We start from the raw sequence: 17,977 nt of genomic DNA on the forward strand, positions 1-17,977 counted from the left end.
GTCAGGACTTCTGGGTGAGTTGATCGACGATCGCCTGGCCGACGCCGTGTGCGGAAGCCGGGTTCTGGCCTGTGATCAGACGGCCATCGACCACCACCTTCTCCGTCCAGTTCGGCGCCGGCTGATGCAGCGCGCCTCGCTCCTTGAGGGTCGTTGCCAGCAGATAGGGCACGACCTCAGTGTACTTGACCTCCGCCTCTTCCTCGTCCGTGAAGGCGGCGAGCTTCTTGCCCGCGACCAAATGGTTGCCGTCCGAGAGCGTTGCGTTCACCAATGCAGCGGGGCCGTGGCAGACCGCCGAGACGATGCCGCCGGTTTCGTAGATATCGCGGATCACGCGTTGCACAGCCGGGCTGTCGGCAAAATCCCACATCGTGCCATGACCGCCGGCGAAGAACACCGCTGAGTAGCGGGAGGGATCGAGTTCGTCGAGGATGAGCGAGTGGGCGAGCGCATCGCGGAACTCGCGGTCCCTCCAGAAGCGGGCGTTGACCGGATCAGTGAGGTCGAAGAAGTCGATCGGCGGATGGCCACCCCGGATCGAGGCGATCTCGGTCGGGATGCCGGCCGCGCGGAAAACGTCGAGCGGATGCGTGAGTTCGACCATCGCAAAGCCGGTGGGCTCGCCGGTGTCGCCCCTGATCGGATGGCTGGTGACCACGCAAAGGATGGGCTTGATGTTATTTGCCATTGTCTTGGCTCCTCAGGAATTGAGCGAGGCCATGTCGATGACGACGCGAACTTCATATCGCTCTTCAACATGCGCTCGTAGGCTCTGCTGCGCCGGCCGAAATTCGCGATCGGGCGCAAAGTGTTCCGTTGTATCGTGGACAAGGAATCTCAGGCGTTGCCGGGCGCAAACAGCGCTTCCCAATTGAGGAAGGGGCCAAGCGGGATGACCTCCCAGTCGAGAAGCCCGGCCTTGGCCAGCGGGAATTCGCTCAGGGCCTGCTTGGCGGTTTCGACCGACTCGCATTCGGCGATGATGGCGACACCCGGACGGTCCTGGCGGAAATAGATGTCGCGGATGATTCCGCCCTTGTACATCTGCCAGGCGTGTCGGGCTTCATCCGACATATGCGGCTGGTATTTTTCCAGACTGGCGCCGGGCTGGGGAATATCGAGGCAAAGCAGTTTCATGGCAGGATTCCTTGGTTGAGAAAGATGGATCAGGCGGGTTGGAACCGGCGCACGGTCCCGGCCACGCGGACGGCCGAGGTAGCCTGCCGTCCGGAGATCGCTTCCGGCAGGCGCGACATCCGGCGCCTGGTCAGTCTTCGATTGGGTTATGACACCAAACCAGCTTCCGAGCCGGTTGAGGTCGTCTGTGCTGCCGTGGTTGCCAGGAAATATCGTTTGCTTGGCCGGCGTTATATCGTAGAATGCAGTTGGCGATTAGAAGTTATTTTTCTCTTCTTTGGTTCCTGGGGTTCTTCAATCGCAGGACCGTTCTTCGCGAGGATCCGCTCGGTGCGAGACAGGTTTGATGGAGTGCAAGTTTTTGTCGAGGCGGTCGAGACGGGCGGCTTTGCCAAAGCGGCCGAACGATTGTCGTTGACGCGCTCCGCAGTCGGTAAGGCCATCGCGCGTCTCGAAGTGCGCCTGGGCGTCCGGCTATTTCACAGGACCACGCGGACGCAGAGCCTGACCGAGGATGGTCAGCAATATTACGAGCGGTGTGTGCGTGCGATCGAGGAACTGCGCGCAGGCGAATCTCTCCTGGAATCCGGCCGGCGTGAGGTCGTCGGCAAGTTGCGCGTGTCGCTGCCCGTCTTGTTTGGCCGCTACTGCGCCGCACCCATCTTGCGTGCCTATGCGCGCCAGCACGAGAGGCTCGAACTCGAACTCAGCTTCAGTGACCGCCAGATCGATTTGATCGCCGACGGCTTCGATTTGGCGGTGCGCAATGGCGTTCTAGGCAAAGGAACCGCGCTCCACGCCCGGCGGCTGGTCAGCCCACGCAAGGCGCTCTGCGCCTCTCCAGCCTATCTTGCCGCACGAGGGGAGCCACATTCTCTGGCGGATCTGCCAGAGCATGACACGCTCGTATACTGGCGCAACGATTATGGCTTGACCTGGCAGCTTCCCGATGCGACCGGTGCTCTCATCGACCTGTCGGTCACTTCAAGACTGCGCTTTGACGATCTCGAAGTGATCGCCGATGCCGCCGTCGATGGCATGGGCCTGGCTTGGCTTCCCTACTGGCTGATCCATGACCGCGTGCAGGCGGGCGAACTGATCGAACTCTGGACCGATCGACCGAGGGCGGCGATGGAATGCTACGCCGTCTGGCCAACCACGCAGTATCTGCCGTTGCGGTCGCGACTGGCGATCGATGCGCTCGCCACCGAATTGCCGAAGCGTTTCGACCTTTGAAGCCGAGCCATATGCTGTAGAGGCCTTTTATTCAGGTACCTTGAAGGTTCGCTTCGGTGCTGGCTCATCCAACTCTAGCCTTTCCGAAGCCTCAGGTGCTTAACGCCCCGTCCCTAAGTCAGCGGTTTGCGCGATTTGCTCCCTGCCATGGCAGAACTGCCGAGGCGTGTAGCCCATGATGCGCTTGAATGCCGTACGGAACGCACTTTCCGATTCGTACCCCACGGCAATTGCGATCATTGCGATGGAATCGCCGGAGTTCTCGAGTTTGTCAGTCGCCAAAAGCATGCGCCAGCGCACGAGATACTCCATTGGTGTTTCGCCCGCGATCTCTCTAAATCTCAGCGCGAATTTCGATCGTGACATGCCTGCGCGGTCGGCGAGTTCCTGCAGTGTCCAGCGAAATGCGGGATCGGCGTGCATGGCGTTGATCGCAGCGCCGATCTGTTTGTCCGCTAGCGCGACAAACCAGTTCGCGTCGCCGCTCGCACCTTCAGTCAGATGCACCCGCAAGGCCTGCACGAGCATCATATGTGCGAGATGCTGCGCGATGAGAAGGCCGCCCGGTTGTCCTTCGTACATCTCCGCCATCATGCGCTCCATCGACCAGCGCAAGGCCGCCTGTTCGGATTCCTTGCGTATGCGTACGATCGGCGGCAGCATGCTCAAGAGAAATCCGGCATGCCTGCCGGCGACGGCGAAGCGACTGCCTGCCAGAAGCAGACCGCCGCCATCGTTTACCCGAACAACGCTCCCCAAACGCACCGACTGATAAATCGTTTTGGAATCAACCGGCGGGATTGCCAGATCGCTCGCCAGGCGGAAGGAGCGTCCGCTCGGCAATATCAAACAGTCTCCCTTTTCAAGACGTAATGGTTCAAGGACGCCCTCCATGGCGAGCCAGCATTCCCCGGAGACGACCGCATAACACTTGATCGTGTCGGACTGGTTAGAGAATTGGACGGCCCATTCGCCGCCTGCATCGATACCGGACGAGAGATAGCTGCGTGGCTTTAGCAGCGAGAGCACTTCTGACAGTGGGTCCATGGGCCCCCTCCGGATGAACGCGAAACAAGGAAGCTAACAACACAGATTGTGATTTCCCAATCACGTTGATGGCACCCGCGTCAGCTGGATCCGGAGCAATTTAATCTGGGAACGGAGCTGGTAAACGCACAACCGTAGCCGGCGATCTCCGCACATCCGGGGATGCCGGTTGAACGGAAAAACTTGATCAATGGCGATTCTCGAAAACGCGCTCCGCGCCAACCGCCATGGTGTTGGCTTTACACCGCCTACGACGAGCTCAGATCATGCCGGTCGAACGGATTGCTTGCCGGTCGCGGAAGCTCCTCACGCGGAAAAACGAAGCGGCTCAATCGCTTTGCGACCGTATGCCTCTTCGTGTGGCGACTTTCGGGGCAGGGGAGGAAGACTTGCCAATTTGTGATCCTTTGTGATCGAGCACTCCAAGCTAAGATCAGGAACTGAGTGCCGCCTTGACCCTCTCCGGCAGGAACGGATAGTGCCGCAGGCGCACGCCGCCAGTGAGACGCGCCACGGCATTCGCGATCGCCGGCCCGACTGGGGGAAGCCCGGCTTCGCCGATGCCGGCCGGTCTGTTCTCGGGCGTCGGCATTATCCTGACATGGATCTGTGGCATTTCGGACATCCGCATCACCCGATAGGTGTCAAGGTTTGATTCCTGGACTTCGCCATCGACGATGTTGAGCTGCTCGTAGAGCGCGTGGCTGGCGCCGTGCACTATCGCGCCTGCGACCTGCGCCTCGATGTTCAGCGGCTGGATCGCCACCCCCGGATCAATCGCGCACCATACATTGTGCACTCGTACCTCGCCGCTCTCCCGGTCGAGCGACACCTCGGCGACTTCCGCGCAATGCGCTTCGAAGGCGTCAGAATAGGCGATGCCCAACGCCCGCCCGTCGCGCGGGCTGTCCCATTCGGCCATCGCGGCGACGGCCTCGATAACCTTCCGCGCACGAGGCTGTTCGCTCAGCAATTCCAAGCGGAACGCCACCGGGTCAACCCCCTTCGCTGCGGCCACCTCGTCGATGACGCATTCAATGGCGAACTTGGTGTAACCGTTACCGACCGCCCGCCAAGAGCCGACGTCCTGGCCGTTATCCTGCCGGACGAACTGCACCAGATGCGCGGGAACGCGATAATTGTGGATCGCGCCGTCGGTTACCAAGCTGTCCTGGCCACCCGCGCGCTGGAACCGGTCCTTCGATATGCGAGCCAAGATCGAGTCTGCTACCAGTCGGTGGTGCCAACCGACGATGTTGCCGGATGCGTCAAGGCCGACTTGCAGGTGCTGGGCCGCAAGCGGCCGGTACTTGCCATGCCGGAAGTCGTCCTCGCGGCTCCAGATGACCTTGACCGGCCGGCCCTGGACCGCGTTGGCAAGCATCACAGCTTCTATGACGAAGTCCTGTTCGGCCCTGCGGCCGAAACCGCCCCCGAGCAGAGTGGTGTGGACCTTGACCTTGTCTGGCGTCGTGCCGCCGATACGAGCGGCCAAGTCCCGCGCCGTGCCCGGCCCCTGGGTTGGCGCCCAGACCTCTACACTATCGTTCGAGACCAGCGCCGTTGCGTTCATCGGCTCCATGGTTACGTGGTGGACGTGATCGCTGAGATAGTCGGCGGCGATGACGCGCGCTGCACCTGCGATGGCATCGGCGGCGTCAGCACCCTGCTTATGCGAGATGACGCCCGCTTGGGCGAGATCGCGGCCGACATCTCGATAGGCCTCTACCAGGCGAGTGCTGTTGTAGCGCCGGACTGACGAGGAATTTGTCCAGGTGACGTTCAGCACCTCCTTTGCCCGCCGGGCGGCATCGTAGCTCTCGCCGATGATGCCGACGCCGTTGCGCAGGGGAACGACCTGGATGACGCCCTTTACGGCCCTGGCCGCGGCGTCATCAATGCTTTCCGGCGCCTCGCCAGGAACCGGTGAGCGCAGCACCGCGCCGTAGAGCATGTCCGGCAGTTCCACATCAATGCCGAACCTTGCCGTGCCGTTCACCTTGGAGGGCACGTCGATGCGGTTGACATCCATGCGGCCGATATAGCGGCACTGATCGATGGGCTTCAGGTCGGCTTCGCTGACCTGCGGCAACACATCGGGAAGTTCACCGGTGGCCGCGATCTCACCGTAGCCCAGCGAGCGGCCAGATGGCAGATGGACCACCCTGCTTGGCTCGGTCGTGAGTTCGCCCACCGGGAGATTCAGCCGGTCGGCGGCAATCGCCAGGAGAATTTTGCGTGTCTGGGCGCCCACCAGCCGCAGCGGCAGATAATAGCCGCGCGTGGTGTCGCTGCCGGCGGTGAGTTGCGCACCGCCGAAATTGGGATTGCCGTACTTCTCGGCGTCCGCCGGAGCCTGGACGATGCGGACCATATCCCAGTCCGCGTCCATGTCCTCTGCGATAAGCAGCGGAATTGATGTCATGACACCCTGTCCCATCTCCGAGGCCGGACTGATGATGCTGACGATGCCGTCGCTCGCGATGGTGACCCAAACGTTGGGGGTGAAATCCCCCGTCGCCGCTTGAGCGGTCGCAGCTCCCAGCGCGACGGAGGACAGGCTGGCGAATGCGACCGTCACGGCTGTACCGCCGACTGTCACGAGGAAGCTGCGTCGTGACAGGGCAACGGCTTGAGGTAGGGATGTTTTTGTCATCGCTTAAGCCTCCTGCGCGGCGCGTTCGATGGCACTGATAATCCGCCCATAGGTTCCGCACCGACAGATATTGCCGTCCATGTGTTCGATGATCTGCTCCCGCGTGGGCTTTGGAGTGCTCTGAAGGAGCGCGGCTGCCTGCATGATCTGGCCCGACTGGCAATAGCCGCACTGCGGGACCTGTTCGGCGATCCAAGCCCGCTGTAGCGGATGGTCTGAGTCCGGCGAAAGGCCCTCGATCGTTAGGACCGCGCGCCCGGAAACGTCCTGAAGCAGGGTTACGCAGGAGCGGGTCGGTGCTCCATCGACATGAACCGTGCAGGCGCCGCATTGCGCGACACCACAGCCGAACTTCGTGCCAGTGAGTTTGAGATGCTCGCGAATGACCCACAGGAGCGGCGTGTCGGGTTCGGCGGCGACATCGACGGCGCGCCCATTGATCGTGAACGCAGTCATGAATCGCGTCTCCTTCGTCAGTTATTGGCTTTTGGCTGTTGGCCTTCGAGATAGGTGATGATTGCCGCCCGCTGCGTCGCATCAGGGACGGCGACTGTCATTGTTGTGCCCGGAATCAGCCGGCGCGGCGTGGCGAGAAAGGTGTTGAGGGTCGCCTTATCCCAGATGATGCCCGAGGCTCGCATGGCCCCCGAATAGCGAGCGCCTTCGATGCTGCCGGCCGTGCGCCCGATCACCCCGGTAAGATGCGGGCCGCTCTTCTGGCCGGGGTCCATACTGTGACAGGCCCCGCAGCGCTGTCGGAACATACGCTCCCCGTCGGCCTGCTGAGCGGACACCGTTGTCGGGTTTAGCAATGCAGCGAGCGCCGTTGCTGCGGCCGACAACGCACTCATTTTGCACAGAAGACGAGGGCCGATCGTTCTGTGTGGAAGTCGATCATTGAACAACGTAACGCTCACCAGCCACCTCCACTCTTGAACCAAGCTAACAATGCAGCTCCGCACAAGCTATGCTGCAGCGTCCCGTTTTTCTTCGCGAGCGTCCCCGAGCCGATCTACCAGGTGGGGAATAGGGAAGCCACGTAGAGTCATGCGCGACTGCTGGGTATCATGTCGGCTCCTATGGTCCCAGCCGCTATTTTGGCTGGAGAAGGAGCGAGGTGGCGCGCCCGCTCCGATGCGCGTTACCGATTTGGCAGCGGCGGCTTAACCCCGCATCTCGCCATCATTGTGTTTTCGCGCAGATCGCGACCACTCTACATTATCCCGCCATCGATCCCGCAGATTGTGCGACGAAGGCCAGTCTGCGCCACCATTTGAAATCGTCGAGCATTAAGGTGGTGCAACTCGCTCCACTGATTGTCGACACTGGGCTCGGTGGCAATATCGGCGTTGGGGGACAGCCAATCAGATGATGGTGAACGCGGAAGAGTTTGTCACAGAGGCACTTGCGCAGATTGAAGCGAGCCGTCAAGGCCACCAGTTTTTCGCGAGAGAGGATCACCTATCGCTGACAGTTCGGCGATAGCGCGACTCCGTCCTTAATCGACAGCGCTTGGCCGGACGCCACGAGATCTGTTGCGGTCGCGACTGGCGATCGATGCGCTTGCCACCGAATTGCCAAAGCGTTTCGTGGTCTGAAGCGGATCCCTTTGCGCTTCATTTCCCGCAGGAGCCGCGCAACGGTGCAAAAGGCGGCCCTCCACAGTGCCGTCGCAGCCGCTCACGTTGAATAACGCAACGCGTTCACGAGAAGGGAAAAAGCGGGCGAAGACTGGCGTCGGCTTGGGTAGTAGAGATGGAAGCCCTCCCAATAGGGAGAAAAATCCTCCAGAAACCGGTGGAGGCGACCGGTTCCGAGATGGAGCTTGGCGATATCTTCCGGGACATAGGCGAAGCCGAAGCCGTCGAGAGCCGCCTCAAGAACGTTGTAGATCGTGTTGAAGACGAGTTGCCCGTCCACCCGAACCTTGATCTCGCGGCCGCTCTCTTCGAACTCCCAGGCATAAAGACCGCCATAGGTGGGCAGGCGCAGATTGATGCACCTGTGCTGCATGAGGTCCTTCGGATGTGTAGGAATATCGCGTGAGGCAAAATAGGATTCTGCTGCGACGACGGCGAAACGGACATCCGGCCCGATCCTCACCGAGATCATGTCCTTGGCGATCTGTTCGCCGAAGCGCACGCCGGCATCATAGCCTTCACTGACGATGTCCTGCAGACCGTAGTTCACGTCCAGTTCGAGCCTGATGTCGGGATATTGTTGGAGAAAGGTTCGAAGCTTCGGCCATATGTAGCACTGGATCTGATAGTCGCCGGCGGTCAAGCGGACGGTTCCGGCCGGCTGGTCCCGAAGAATGTTGAGCCCATCGAGCGCAGATCCGATCTCGTCGAAAAGCGGACCGATGCTCTGCAGCATCCGTTCGCCGGCCTCGGTCGGCGAGACGCTACGCGTCGTCCTCGTCAGCAGGCGCACGCCCAGCCGCTGCTCGAGTTGACGGAGCGTATGGCTCAGCGCCGACTGCGAGACGCCGAACTTGGCGGCGGCTTTGGTGAAACTGCGCTCCCTCGCGACCACCAGGAACACCATCAGGTCATTGATATTCTGGCGCTCCACTGATGATTCCTCCTCATAGACCGACGCTCATCATAAACGCCTGCCTATGAAATGGTAGCAATGAAGCCTTGGAGCTTTGGAGCAGCAAGAACGCCGGACCCCTTTGCGCCGCACCGGCGTGCTTTTGCTGCAGGCCGGAGCTTCACTTCGCCCGGCTGCGCAGCACCTCCCCGACAACCGGCGACGCAGAGAAGGCGTTCGGCCAGCCGGCGTAGAAGGCCGTATGGACAACGACCTCGCCGGCTTCGTCGGCGGTCAGGCCGTTATCCATGGCGCGGTTAAGGTGATAGGTGATCTGGGCGCTCTGGCCCGATGCTATCAGCGAACTGACCGTCACCAGGCTGCGGTCTCGCGGTGCAAGGCCCGGCCGCCGCCAGAGGTCGAGGAACAGCGGGTCGGTCGTAAACTGCACCAGCCCCGGAGAGATCGGACCGACATTCTTCTCGACGCCGGTGGCGCGTTGGCGCTCGGCTTCTTCGTTGAGCGGCAGCAGTTGCGGAGAGGCCGCAGGCAGCTGGTCGGACGTGATGCCCCGATCTTTGAAGACGTCCTTGGTCGCGGCGACTGCCGACATCGCGTTCGACCAGCCCGCGTAGAAAGCCAGATGCGTGATGATCTCGGAGACCTCCGTCGGGGCCACCCCGTTATCGAGAGCGACGTCGAGGTAGTGCCTTAGATCGACTGCCTGGTTTCGGGCTATCAAAACGGCGAGCGTGACGATGCTGCGATCGCGGCGTGACAGTTGCGGCCGCTGCCACAGATTTCCGAGCACGTCCTCTTCAGCGTATCGGCCAAGAGCCGGGGATACGGCCTGGATGTCGCTGACCGACAATGATGAAGCACTTGCCGGCATGGCTCCGCCTCCACTTCCTTCCTGGGCCATGAGAGGCTCGCCCATCGTGAGCGAGATTGCCGTGGCGGCCAAAATTCGTTTCATGATGATATCCTTCCAACTTGCTTGTTCTGGCATCGCTTGGACTGGGCCTGTAACGGCGCAACAACGAAAGCTGCAAAGCGCCGTCGTCAGCGTCGAAGCAGGGGGCTGTGGTATCGGCTGCTGCAGAATGTGACGCTAGAGACCGGATCGGCGAAGCATTTCTTCGGGGTAACGAGCTCCCTGAACGACGATGTTGGCACGCTCGATCTCGTCAAGATCGGCCTTGTCCAGGGTGACGTTCAGCGCCCCGATATTCTCCTCGAACCGTTCAAGCTTGCGGGTGCCGAACAGCGGAACAATCCAGGGCTTCTGCGCCAGCAGCCAGGCTAGCGCGACCTGCGCCGGTGTCGCACCATGCTTCTCGCCGATCTTGCCGATCAGCTCCACCAGCTTCAGATTGGCAAGACGCGCTGTCTCGGAGAAGCGGGGGATTCCCGCTCGGATATCGGAACTGTCGAATGTGGTGTTGAGGTCGACCTTGCCGGTCAGAAATCCCTTGCCGAGAGGGCTGAAAGGCACGAGCCCGATGCCGAGCTCCTCGATCGTCGGGATGATTTCGGCTTCCGGCTCGCGGGTCCACAAGGAATATTCGCTCTGCAGCGCGGTAACCGGCTGTACCGAATGCGCCCGGCGTATCGATTGGGCACCGGCTTCCGACAGGCCGAACCACCGCACCTTGCCCTCGGCGATCAGCTCCTTGACCGTCCCGGCCACATCTTCCATCGGCACGTCTGGATCGACCCGGTGCTGGTAGTAGAGGTCGATGTGTTCGGTACGCAGACGTTTCAGGCTGCCCTCGATGGCACGGCGGATCTGCGCCGGCTTGCTGTTGACGCCACCGCGGTGCTTGCCCGTCTCCTGGTCGATGTCCCAGCCGAATTTCGTGGCGATCTTGACCTTGGCGCGAACCGGAGCAAGCGCCTCGCCCACCATCTCCTCGTTCGTCCAGGGGCCGTAGACTTCAGCGGTGTCGAAGAAATCCATGCCGTGTTCGACGGCGGTGCGAAGCAGGTCGATCATCTCGGCCCGGTCGGGAAGCTCGCGGGCCTTGCCATAGCCCATGGCGCCCAGCGACAAAGCGGAGACTTCCAGGCCCTGGCCGAGTGTGCGCTTGATCATTTGCTTTTCCTCTTTCAGGTTGATTTGAAGAGCTATCGACGACGCGCGCCCTGAGGCGATCGCATGCCGATCTCATGCGATCCGACCGCCGTCAGGTATTTTCGTCGCGTGGCGTGATCCGGACGGTTGCCGCGCGTGCTCGGGCGCTGACCATTGGCGGTAGATACTGGCTCTTGCCGTATTTGGCGCGATAGGCATCATCGATGCGATCGTTGATCGGACCGTCAACTGGCGCGAAAGCGACCGTGCGCGTCATCCCGGCGGCAATGATCCGTCCGGCACTCTGGTGGACCGCCGCCTGATACCATCTGGACTTCTGACCATGGTAGCCGCGTACATAGAGCGCGGCATCGACGACGACCTCCCAGATCCAGGTCGGGGTTCCATAGGTGGCGCCATCTTCGCGAAACGGTGCGATTTTCAGATCGTCGGCCTGATCGATCTTGCTGAGTTCGTCGTCCGACCAGTCCATCTTCGCTCTCCGCTTATGCGGCCGAAGCCGTCATACTGCTTCTCAATCTTGTGCTCTGAATATAGGGCGCGCGCCCAGCCATGATTAGGCGCCGCAAATCGCATGAACTTATGAGTGTGAATCATTAATGTGGGCCGGTCACATGCGGAGTTTCGGCCTTTTGCTCTTACGGCGCTCGGCTGGAAAGGTGGCTAAACGGACATCCGTCCTCGCTCACATCAGTAGGGGCGCAACTCGGCGCACCGGAAAATGTCGATCGATTGCGGTTCGATCGGCATTCTGCTACGAACGGCCTGTCGAAAGAGTGCTGACCGGATGGTAGCCCGGTCGCCGTCTCAAGGGACGGCAATTCTCCCTCCAAGGGTATCCGCGACACCCGAGACCGGCTTGCCGGTCGCAAAGGTGTGTCCGCTGATAACCACGTCATCGTCGGCGCACCTTCTCAACTGTTGGAAGGATGGACGACCTTGAAGCTCACAGGAAACACAATTCTCATTACTGGCGGCGCAACCGGCATCGGTTTTGCGCTGGCGCGGCGCCTTTCCGAAAAGGGCAATCACGTCATCATTTGCGGTAGAAGCGAAGCCGCGCTCCGGAAGGCGCAGGAGGATGTGCCTGCGTTGATCACCCGCATTTGCGACGTTGCCAACGGCGAGAGCCGCCATTCAATGGTTGAATGGTTGAAGGCGGAGCATCCGGCACTCAACGTCGTCGTCAACAACGCCGGCGTTCAGCATCGGCGCGATTTCAATACCGATCCGGCGATCGAAACTCTCGATCAGGAAGTGGCGATCAATCTTACGGCGCCGATCCATCTGATCGCCGAGCTGCTCGCTACCTTGCGGCAGCAAGAATATGCGTTCATCATCAACGTCAGCTCGGGCCTCGCCTTTTCGCCGATGGCCGATGTGCCGGTCTATTGCGCCACGAAGGCCGCAATCCACTCCTTTACGCTCAGCCTGCGCCATCAGTTGAAATCGACGGCAATTCGGGTGATCGAGGTCGCACCACCGATCGTCGATACCGCTCTCGGCGGTGGTACGCGCAGCGAAGGGACAGCAAGCCGCATGATGGTCTCCTCGGAAGAGTTCGCTGCCGAAGCGCTGGCGCAGCTTGAAGCGGATAAGGACGAGATCCTCGTCGGCATCTCCGCGGACACGCGTCGGATGGGCGAAGCCCTGTTCGAGCGCATGAACAGCCGCTCCTGATGGGTGTGGATTGCCGTGACCGGTCGCGGCAATCCCTCCCGAAGATCTCTGCTGGGCCGCTAGATCTCCAAGCGGACGACGTCACACCAACGATGGTGCCAGAATCTGGCACCGTGGTGCTCTAACCTGCATCGACGTGACGGAATTGAGGAAAGCCATGGCCATCAGACTTCGCGGCGACGCCGGAAATTGCCTCCGCGGATGTCCATGCGATCCCCAAGCATCCCCGTCAAACGCGGGCAGGGGGGTCGCCTGGTCATCGGGCCGCTGGCGCTGCCCGGGCCCGCGGCGGCTGCCACTGTCACAATCGTGCCTTCAGCAAAACAGGAAGAATGGCCCACTATGAAACGCATTCAATATCACCAGTACGGCGGCCCCGATCTAATGCGGCTCGAGGAGTTCGAACTGGCTTCGCCTGGTAAAGGACAAGTGGCGGTCAAGATCAAGTTCGCAGCGATCAATCCCATCGATTGGAAGCTGCGGGCGGGACGGATGAAGATTGTTACGGGGAGGGCTTTTCCTCGTGCAATGGGGATGGATATTTCCGGGACGATCATTTCGGTCGGTGAAGGGGTGACGCGCTTCAAGATCGGCGATGCCGTATTCGGTCTTGCCCGGTTCAAGGAGAGCGGCGCCCTGGGAGAGGCTGTCGTCACCAAGGACAGCTTCTTGGCCAAGAAGCCCGACACCGTTTCGTTTGAGGAGGCGGCTTGTCTCGGAACGCCTGGAGCCACTGCTTGGAACGGGCTGGTCGACAAAGCGAAGCTGACTGCCGGCGAGCACGTCTTCATCAATGGCTGTACCGGTGCGGTGGGCGAAGCGGCTGTGCAGATCGCGCAGATTCTGGGCGCAAAGGTCTCGGGCAGTTGCAGCGCGGTGGCGACGGAACGGGCGCGGGCCCTCGGCGTTCAAACCGTGTTCGACTATCGGACAACTGATTTGTCGACGGTTCGCGAGCGTTTCGATGTGGTCTACGACACGGCTGCGACGATGACGGACGCAGTGGGGCTTGGGCTCTTGCGTCAGAATGGTCGGTTCGTCGACCTCAATCCCACGCCGGGAAAATTCATTCGGTCGCTGTTCAACCGAAGACTGAAGGTTGTGGTGTGCACACCGAGGTCCGAGATCCTCGATAGAATTGCTCGTGCCGCCAAGGACGAAAATCTTCGCCTTCCGATCGCCGAGATCGTGCCTCTCAGCGAAGCGATTCCACTCATCACGGCTCTTGAGTCCGGACGAAAGCTCGCCGGAAAAGCCCTCGTCGTGATGGAGTGAGCGTGTCACGAAGCCATCGATTATTTGACCTGATGCAAGTTCTTCGTCGTCACCGCGGAACGGTGCCCGGCTTGACGCTTGCGCGCGAGCTCGGCGTTTCGCTGCGGACCATCCGTCGTGACATCGTGACGCTACAGGCCATGGGCGCCGATATCGATGGAGAGCCCGGGGTCGGCTACATACTGCAGCCGGGCTTCCTTTTGCCGCCTCTGTCTTTCACGGAAGAAGAGATCCAGGCGCTTGTCGCTGGCGCGCAGTGGGTCAGCCGACACACGGACGATGCTTTGGCGCACGCTGTTCAAAATGCGCTTGCAAAAATCGGGGGCGTGCTTCCCCCCGACCTACGACGGGGCTTGGACGATAATACGTTCTTTGTTGGTCGTTCTGAAAAAGGTTCATCGGTTGTTGATCTGGCGCAGGTCAGGCGAGCGATGCGCGAGCAGCGAAAGATAAGCATCACGTACAAAGATCGAAGCGGGGCCGTGTCCGAAAGGACCATATGGCCAATCATGCTGGGTTTCATTGATTCACAGCGATTTATCGCGGGTTGGTGCGAACTGCAGGGCAACTTTCGCATCTTCCAAGCTGACCACGTCATGACCGTCAGTTTCCTGGACGATCACTATCCGGGAAACCGCCGCCAACTCGTCAAGGAGTGGCGCGCTCAGGAACAGCATCCCTGCAAACAGAGGGATTGCGGATAGCTGATTGTTGCCTCGGCCCCCGAATTCAACCTCGCTCTGCAGGCAGCAGCCTGCAGAGCGTTTCGAAGACTTTATAGAGATCGGAAATATTGATGGCTTATACGACTTCCTCTGACCGCCCCTTCAAGCAGAAGCGGCGAATTTGGGCCTTTTGGGCGCTGACCGTTGCCTTTGTCACCTTCCAGCTCATCGCGCATCCAAGCTTCGGATCTGAAAGCCTTTTTCTGACCCTGCTCGCTCAGTTCGGTACGTTGTTGATCGCCTTTGGCATAATCGGACGAATCTGGTCGACCATCTATATTGGAGGTCGAAAAAATTCCGCGCTTGTGACCCAGGGACCCTATTCGATCACCCGCAACCCTCTTTATCTCTTTTCGCTCTGCATGATCAGCGGTGTCTGCCTGGTGTTTGGTAGTCTGCTTTTCACCGGAATTTTCACGCTGCTCGCCTATCTTGTGTTCAGATATACGGCGAAGCGGGAGGCCATATATCTGTCTCACCTCTTTGCCGAGCCATACGCGGAATACGCCCGGCGCACACCATTGTTCTGGCCCAATTTCTCCAATTTTGAGTGGGGGCAGGCTCCGGTGATTTCCAACCGGGCGCTGCTGGTGACATCAAGAGATTCTCTCTTCACCATCGCCATGATCCCATTTTCCGAACTGGTCGAATACCTTCGAGAAAGCGGCTTTCTAGCCATGGCTATTATTGTTCCTTGAAAGTGACCGTGTGAACAGCACTTCGAGGCGAGAACGGTGGCCTCTGTCCTAATAGGCTGTGACAAACCGCTCGTCAGCTTCCAGTCGTGCGCTCCCAATTCGCATGCGCGAACTTCGCCTTGTCGGCGACGCGCAGAGGTCCAGATCTTCGATAAACCGCCGAGCTCGGGTTTGATTGATCGATGCGTCAGCCCTTCCGGGGACGAACCTCCATAAACACGTATGGCGCGCCGGTCCCCGAGGGGATCGCATAGACATCATAGACCGCGGCCGGATCGATACCCATTCCCAATGAGCCGGACGGCATGCCCGGCACGGCCAGTCCGCGGACCGGCGGTCGCTCTCGGAGCAGGCGCTGCACTGCTTCGAGAGGAACATGTCCCTCAAGGTAGTATTCCTCGACGACAGCGCTATGGCATCCTTCCATTTCGGCAGGCACGCGAAGCCGTGCCTTGACTGCGGCAAGGTCGTCGGTGTCGTGGAGATCGACGGAATAACCTGCCTCTGCCATCGCCTTCGCCCATTCGTGGCAACAACCGCAATTCGGGTCCTTATAGACGGTCATTTTTGCCGGAGCCGTGGCACGAGCCCTTGCGCTCAGGAACACCAGGGCAGAGCCCGCCATTGCAATGAAACTTCTTCTTCCGTGCATCGTCTGCGCTCCTCGATGTCCTGCCGCCCGGATAGACCCGGGCGGCAGGAGGTCGCTATTTTACATTGGTGACGGTCAGCTTGCCATTCACACGCTCGGCAACGAACTCGACATTCGCGCCTTCTTTCAGCTTCTCGATCAGAGCCGGGTCTTCGACACGGAAGACCATCGTCATCGCGGGCATGTCGAGGTTCTTCAGGTCCTCATGCTTGATGGTGACCTTCTTTGCCTTTGTGTCGACCTTGTTGATGACACCCTTGGTGAATTCCTCGGCGAATGCGCCGAAGGCTGCGCTGGTGCAGAGCAGGGCGGCGAGGCCGATTTTGATCATTGCAGTTTTCATGCGTGTAGCTCCTTTGTTGCAGACTACTTGCCGGCGACGGTGACGTCGCCGTGCATACCGGCCTCGTAGTGGCCGGGGATCAGGCAGGCGAACTTGAATTCGCCGTCGGTGGTGAACTTCCAGACGATCTCGCCGGATTGGCCAGCCGGAAGACGGATGGAGTTGGCGTCGGCATGTTCCATTTCCGGGAATTTCTCCATGACCTTCTTGTGCTCCAGGATCTTGTCTTCCTGATCGAGCACGAATTCGTGGTCGACGGTTCCGGCATTCTTGATCGCGATCTTGACCGTCTGCCCTTTGCGGACGTTGAAGGCCGCGGGGGTAAACAGCATCTTTCCGTCATCGGTTTCCTTCATCGTGACGCGGATGGTCTGTGTCGCCTTGGCCTTGTCGCCTGGTTCTCCGATAGCCATCTTCTCGCCGTGGCCACCGGCATGATTGCCTGAGGCAAGTGCCGGCGACGCGAGTGCTGCAAGGGCCAGTGCCATGAGATAATTCTTCATCCGTAATTCCTTTTCGATGTTGAGATTGGACCTCAGCCGTTTGTCGGCTTCGGCGTGATTTGCGTTTCCGCGTCTTTGGCCTTGGTCGCGTCCGGAAGTTCTCCGGTCCACTCCCAGGCCTGCGTTCCGGGCGGGTTTTCGTACCAGCCGGGATCTGAGTAATCGTCTGCCGAGATCCCCTCGCGGACCTTGACGACCGAGAACATGCCGCCCATTTCGATCGGACCATGCGGTCCCCAGCCGGTCATCATCGGAACGGTGTTCTCGGGGATGGGCATTTCCATTTCGCCCATATCTGCCATGCCCTTTGTGCCCATGGGCATGTATTCCGGCTGAAGCTTCCTGATCTTCTCGGCGACCTTGGACTTGTCAGCCCCGATGAAGGTCGGGATGTCGTGCCCCATGGCGTTCATCGTGTGGTGCGACTTGTGGCAGTGGATCGCCCAGTCGCCGAGGTACTTGGCGTCGAACTCGTAGGCGCGCATCGCGCCGACGGGGATGTCGATGCTCACCTCTGGCCACCGCGCTTCCGGCCGCACCCAGCCGCCGTCGGTGCAGGTCACTTCGAAATCGTAGCCATGCATGTGGACCGGATGGTTGGTCATCGTCAGGTTGCCGACGCGGACGCGCACCCGGTCATTCCTGGACACAACGAGAGGGCTGATGTCCGGGAACACGCGGCTGTTCCAACACCACATGTTGAAGTCGGTCATCTCCATGATCCGCGGCACGTAGGAGCCGGGGTCGATGTCGTAGGCGTTGAGCAGGAAGACGAAGTCTCGGTCGACGCGCATGAACTTGGGATCTTTCGGATGGATCACGAAGAAACCCATCATGCCCATGGCCATCTGCACCATCTCGTCGGAATGCGGGTGGTACATGAAGGTGCCGGATTTCACGAGGTCGAACTCGTACACATAGGTCTTGCCGACTGGAATGTGCGGCTGCGTCAGGCCGCCGACGCCGTCCATGCCCGACGGCAGGATCATGCCGTGCCAGTGGATCGTCGTGTGCTCGGGCAGCTTGTTGGTAACAAAGATGCGGACGCGATCGCCCTCGACCGCCTCGATCGTCGGTCCCGGTGACTGTCCGTTGTAGCCCCACAGATAGGCGGTCATGCCGTCCGCCATCTCGCGCTCGACCGGCTCGGCGACGAGGTGGAACTCCTTGACGCCATTGTTCATCCTGTGCGGCAAGGTCCAGCCGTTGAGGGTGACCACGGGTTGGTAGTCCGGACCTGAGCTGGGGTGGATTGGCGGCTGCATGTCTGCCGATTGCATCGTCGGGGCCTCGGGCAGCCCCATCGCCGACGTCTTCGTCCAGGCGGCCGTGGTGAGCAGAGCAGCGCTGGCTCCAAAAAGTTGTCGTCTGTTGAACATGGTGTGTCCTTTC

The 17,977-nt window shown here is 60.4% G+C and carries 19 protein-coding genes; 5 read left to right on the plus strand and 14 right to left on the minus strand.

Annotated features, from left to right (window positions below; all coding sequences use genetic code 11):
• Position 1: 1 nt before the first annotated feature.
• Complete coding sequence (locus A6U98_RS02990; RefSeq protein WP_064647947.1) at positions 2-691, minus strand: type 1 glutamine amidotransferase domain-containing protein; 690 nt, start codon at positions 689-691, stop codon at positions 2-4.
• A gap of 149 nt (positions 692-840) precedes the next feature.
• A complete protein-coding gene (locus A6U98_RS02995; protein ID WP_245304480.1) occupies positions 841-1,077 on the minus strand; it encodes a superoxide dismutase in 237 nt (78 codons plus the stop codon).
• Positions 1,078-1,470: 393 nt separating this feature from the next.
• On the opposite strand from A6U98_RS02995, the gene A6U98_RS03000 reads away from it, so the two are divergent.
• Positions 1,471-2,376 carry a LysR family transcriptional regulator gene (locus A6U98_RS03000; protein WP_064648296.1) on the plus strand — a complete coding sequence of 302 codons (906 nt, stop codon included), beginning with the start codon at positions 1,471-1,473 and terminating at the stop codon, positions 2,374-2,376.
• Positions 2,377-2,475: 99 nt separating this feature from the next.
• On the opposite strand, the gene A6U98_RS03005 is transcribed toward A6U98_RS03000, so the two are convergent.
• From A6U98_RS03005 to A6U98_RS03040, 8 genes are all read right to left on the minus strand, one after another.
• Positions 2,476-3,423: an AraC family transcriptional regulator gene (locus tag A6U98_RS03005; protein ID WP_064647950.1), complete on the minus strand. Its 948-nt coding sequence runs from the start codon at positions 3,421-3,423 to the stop codon at positions 2,476-2,478.
• A 433-nt stretch (positions 3,424-3,856) separates the two neighbouring features.
• Positions 3,857-6,079: a molybdopterin cofactor-binding domain-containing protein gene (locus A6U98_RS03010; RefSeq protein ID WP_064647952.1), complete on the minus strand. Its 2,223-nt coding sequence runs from the start codon at positions 6,077-6,079 to the stop codon at positions 3,857-3,859.
• Between the two features lie 3 nt (positions 6,080-6,082).
• Entirely contained in the window at positions 6,083-6,535 is a 453-nt protein-coding gene (locus tag A6U98_RS03015; protein WP_064647954.1) for a (2Fe-2S)-binding protein, read from the minus strand.
• Positions 6,536-6,552: 17 nt separating this feature from the next.
• Positions 6,553-6,930, minus strand: a complete 378-nt coding sequence (locus tag A6U98_RS03020; protein ID WP_064647956.1) for a c-type cytochrome — start codon at positions 6,928-6,930, stop codon at positions 6,553-6,555.
• Between the two features lie 829 nt (positions 6,931-7,759).
• Positions 7,760-8,653, minus strand: coding sequence for a LysR family transcriptional regulator (locus tag A6U98_RS03025; protein ID WP_064647958.1), 894 nt, complete (start codon positions 8,651-8,653; stop codon positions 7,760-7,762).
• A 142-nt stretch (positions 8,654-8,795) separates the two neighbouring features.
• Entirely contained in the window at positions 8,796-9,590 is a 795-nt protein-coding gene (locus A6U98_RS03030) for a carboxymuconolactone decarboxylase family protein (protein ID WP_064647960.1), read from the minus strand.
• A 135-nt stretch (positions 9,591-9,725) separates the two neighbouring features.
• Entirely contained in the window at positions 9,726-10,709 is a 984-nt protein-coding gene (locus A6U98_RS03035) for an aldo/keto reductase (RefSeq protein WP_064647962.1), read from the minus strand.
• 91 nt (positions 10,710-10,800) lie between these two features.
• Positions 10,801-11,181, minus strand: a complete 381-nt coding sequence (locus tag A6U98_RS03040; protein WP_064647964.1) for a DUF2255 family protein — start codon at positions 11,179-11,181, stop codon at positions 10,801-10,803.
• Positions 11,182-11,648: 467 nt separating this feature from the next.
• Here A6U98_RS03040 and A6U98_RS03045 point away from each other — a divergent pair, with 467 nt between their 5' ends.
• The 4 genes from A6U98_RS03045 (at position 11,649) to A6U98_RS03060 (ending at position 15,087) form a co-directional block, all read left to right on the plus strand.
• Positions 11,649-12,389 (plus strand): SDR family oxidoreductase, encoded by a 741-nt coding sequence (locus tag A6U98_RS03045; RefSeq protein ID WP_064647966.1) that lies wholly within the window; start codon positions 11,649-11,651, stop codon positions 12,387-12,389.
• A 342-nt stretch (positions 12,390-12,731) separates the two neighbouring features.
• A complete protein-coding gene (locus A6U98_RS03050) occupies positions 12,732-13,664 on the plus strand; it encodes an NAD(P)-dependent alcohol dehydrogenase (protein ID WP_064648297.1) in 933 nt (310 codons plus the stop codon).
• Positions 13,661-14,368 carry a YafY family protein gene (locus A6U98_RS03055; protein WP_064647968.1) on the plus strand — a complete coding sequence of 236 codons (708 nt, stop codon included), beginning with the start codon at positions 13,661-13,663 and terminating at the stop codon, positions 14,366-14,368. Before A6U98_RS03050 ends, A6U98_RS03055 begins: the two co-directional genes overlap by 4 nt.
• A gap of 92 nt (positions 14,369-14,460) precedes the next feature.
• Positions 14,461-15,087 (plus strand): isoprenylcysteine carboxylmethyltransferase family protein, encoded by a 627-nt coding sequence (locus A6U98_RS03060; RefSeq protein ID WP_064647971.1) that lies wholly within the window; start codon positions 14,461-14,463, stop codon positions 15,085-15,087.
• A gap of 187 nt (positions 15,088-15,274) precedes the next feature.
• On the opposite strand, the gene A6U98_RS03065 is transcribed toward A6U98_RS03060, so the two are convergent.
• The 4 genes from A6U98_RS03065 to A6U98_RS03080 are packed head-to-tail and all read right to left on the minus strand — an operon-like array spanning position 15,275 to position 17,964.
• Positions 15,275-15,739 (minus strand): DUF411 domain-containing protein, encoded by a 465-nt coding sequence (locus tag A6U98_RS03065; protein ID WP_064647974.1) that lies wholly within the window; start codon positions 15,737-15,739, stop codon positions 15,275-15,277.
• Between the two features lie 55 nt (positions 15,740-15,794).
• The gene (locus A6U98_RS03070) at positions 15,795-16,082 is read right to left on the minus strand and encodes a copper-binding protein (RefSeq protein WP_064647976.1); all 288 of its coding nucleotides are present in this window, start codon (positions 16,080-16,082) and stop codon (positions 15,795-15,797) included.
• A gap of 23 nt (positions 16,083-16,105) precedes the next feature.
• A complete protein-coding gene (locus A6U98_RS03075) occupies positions 16,106-16,585 on the minus strand; it encodes a plastocyanin/azurin family copper-binding protein (RefSeq protein WP_064647978.1) in 480 nt (159 codons plus the stop codon).
• Between the two features lie 32 nt (positions 16,586-16,617).
• The gene (locus A6U98_RS03080) at positions 16,618-17,964 is read right to left on the minus strand and encodes a copper oxidase (RefSeq protein ID WP_064647980.1); all 1,347 of its coding nucleotides are present in this window, start codon (positions 17,962-17,964) and stop codon (positions 16,618-16,620) included.
• Between the last annotated feature and the right edge of the window lie 13 nt (positions 17,965-17,977).

The sequence above is a fragment of the Rhizobium sp. WYCCWR10014 genome (genome assembly GCF_001657485.1).
Lineage (GTDB): Bacteria > Pseudomonadota > Alphaproteobacteria > Rhizobiales > Rhizobiaceae > Rhizobium.

What these genes read in the sequence shown, in the direction of transcription:
- A6U98_RS03005 (WP_064647950.1), bottom strand. Translation starts at nt 3,423, where the DNA reads ATGGACCCACTGTCAGAAGTGCTCTCGCTGCTAAAGCCACGCAGCTAT.
- A6U98_RS03050 (WP_064648297.1), top strand. Translation starts at nt 12,732, where the DNA reads ATGAAACGCATTCAATATCACCAGTACGGCGGCCCCGATCTAATGCGG.
- A6U98_RS03020 (WP_064647956.1), bottom strand. Translation starts at nt 6,930, where the DNA reads ATGAGTGCGTTGTCGGCCGCAGCAACGGCGCTCGCTGCATTGCTAAAC.
- A6U98_RS02995 (WP_245304480.1), bottom strand. Translation starts at nt 1,077, where the DNA reads ATGTCGGATGAAGCCCGACACGCCTGGCAGATGTACAAGGGCGGAATC.
- A6U98_RS03010 (WP_064647952.1), bottom strand. Translation starts at nt 6,079, where the DNA reads ATGACAAAAACATCCCTACCTCAAGCCGTTGCCCTGTCACGACGCAGC.
- A6U98_RS03065 (WP_064647974.1), bottom strand. Translation starts at nt 15,739, where the DNA reads ATGCACGGAAGAAGAAGTTTCATTGCAATGGCGGGCTCTGCCCTGGTG.
- A6U98_RS03075 (WP_064647978.1), bottom strand. Translation starts at nt 16,585, where the DNA reads ATGAAGAATTATCTCATGGCACTGGCCCTTGCAGCACTCGCGTCGCCG.
- A6U98_RS03080 (WP_064647980.1), bottom strand. Translation starts at nt 17,964, where the DNA reads ATGTTCAACAGACGACAACTTTTTGGAGCCAGCGCTGCTCTGCTCACC.
- A6U98_RS03040 (WP_064647964.1), bottom strand. Translation starts at nt 11,181, where the DNA reads ATGGACTGGTCGGACGACGAACTCAGCAAGATCGATCAGGCCGACGAT.
- A6U98_RS03030 (WP_064647960.1), bottom strand. Translation starts at nt 9,590, where the DNA reads ATGAAACGAATTTTGGCCGCCACGGCAATCTCGCTCACGATGGGCGAG.
- A6U98_RS03070 (WP_064647976.1), bottom strand. Translation starts at nt 16,082, where the DNA reads ATGAAAACTGCAATGATCAAAATCGGCCTCGCCGCCCTGCTCTGCACC.
- A6U98_RS03035 (WP_064647962.1), bottom strand. Translation starts at nt 10,709, where the DNA reads ATGATCAAGCGCACACTCGGCCAGGGCCTGGAAGTCTCCGCTTTGTCG.
- A6U98_RS02990 (WP_064647947.1), bottom strand. Translation starts at nt 691, where the DNA reads ATGGCAAATAACATCAAGCCCATCCTTTGCGTGGTCACCAGCCATCCG.
- A6U98_RS03060 (WP_064647971.1), top strand. Translation starts at nt 14,461, where the DNA reads ATGGCTTATACGACTTCCTCTGACCGCCCCTTCAAGCAGAAGCGGCGA.
- A6U98_RS03015 (WP_064647954.1), bottom strand. Translation starts at nt 6,535, where the DNA reads ATGACTGCGTTCACGATCAATGGGCGCGCCGTCGATGTCGCCGCCGAA.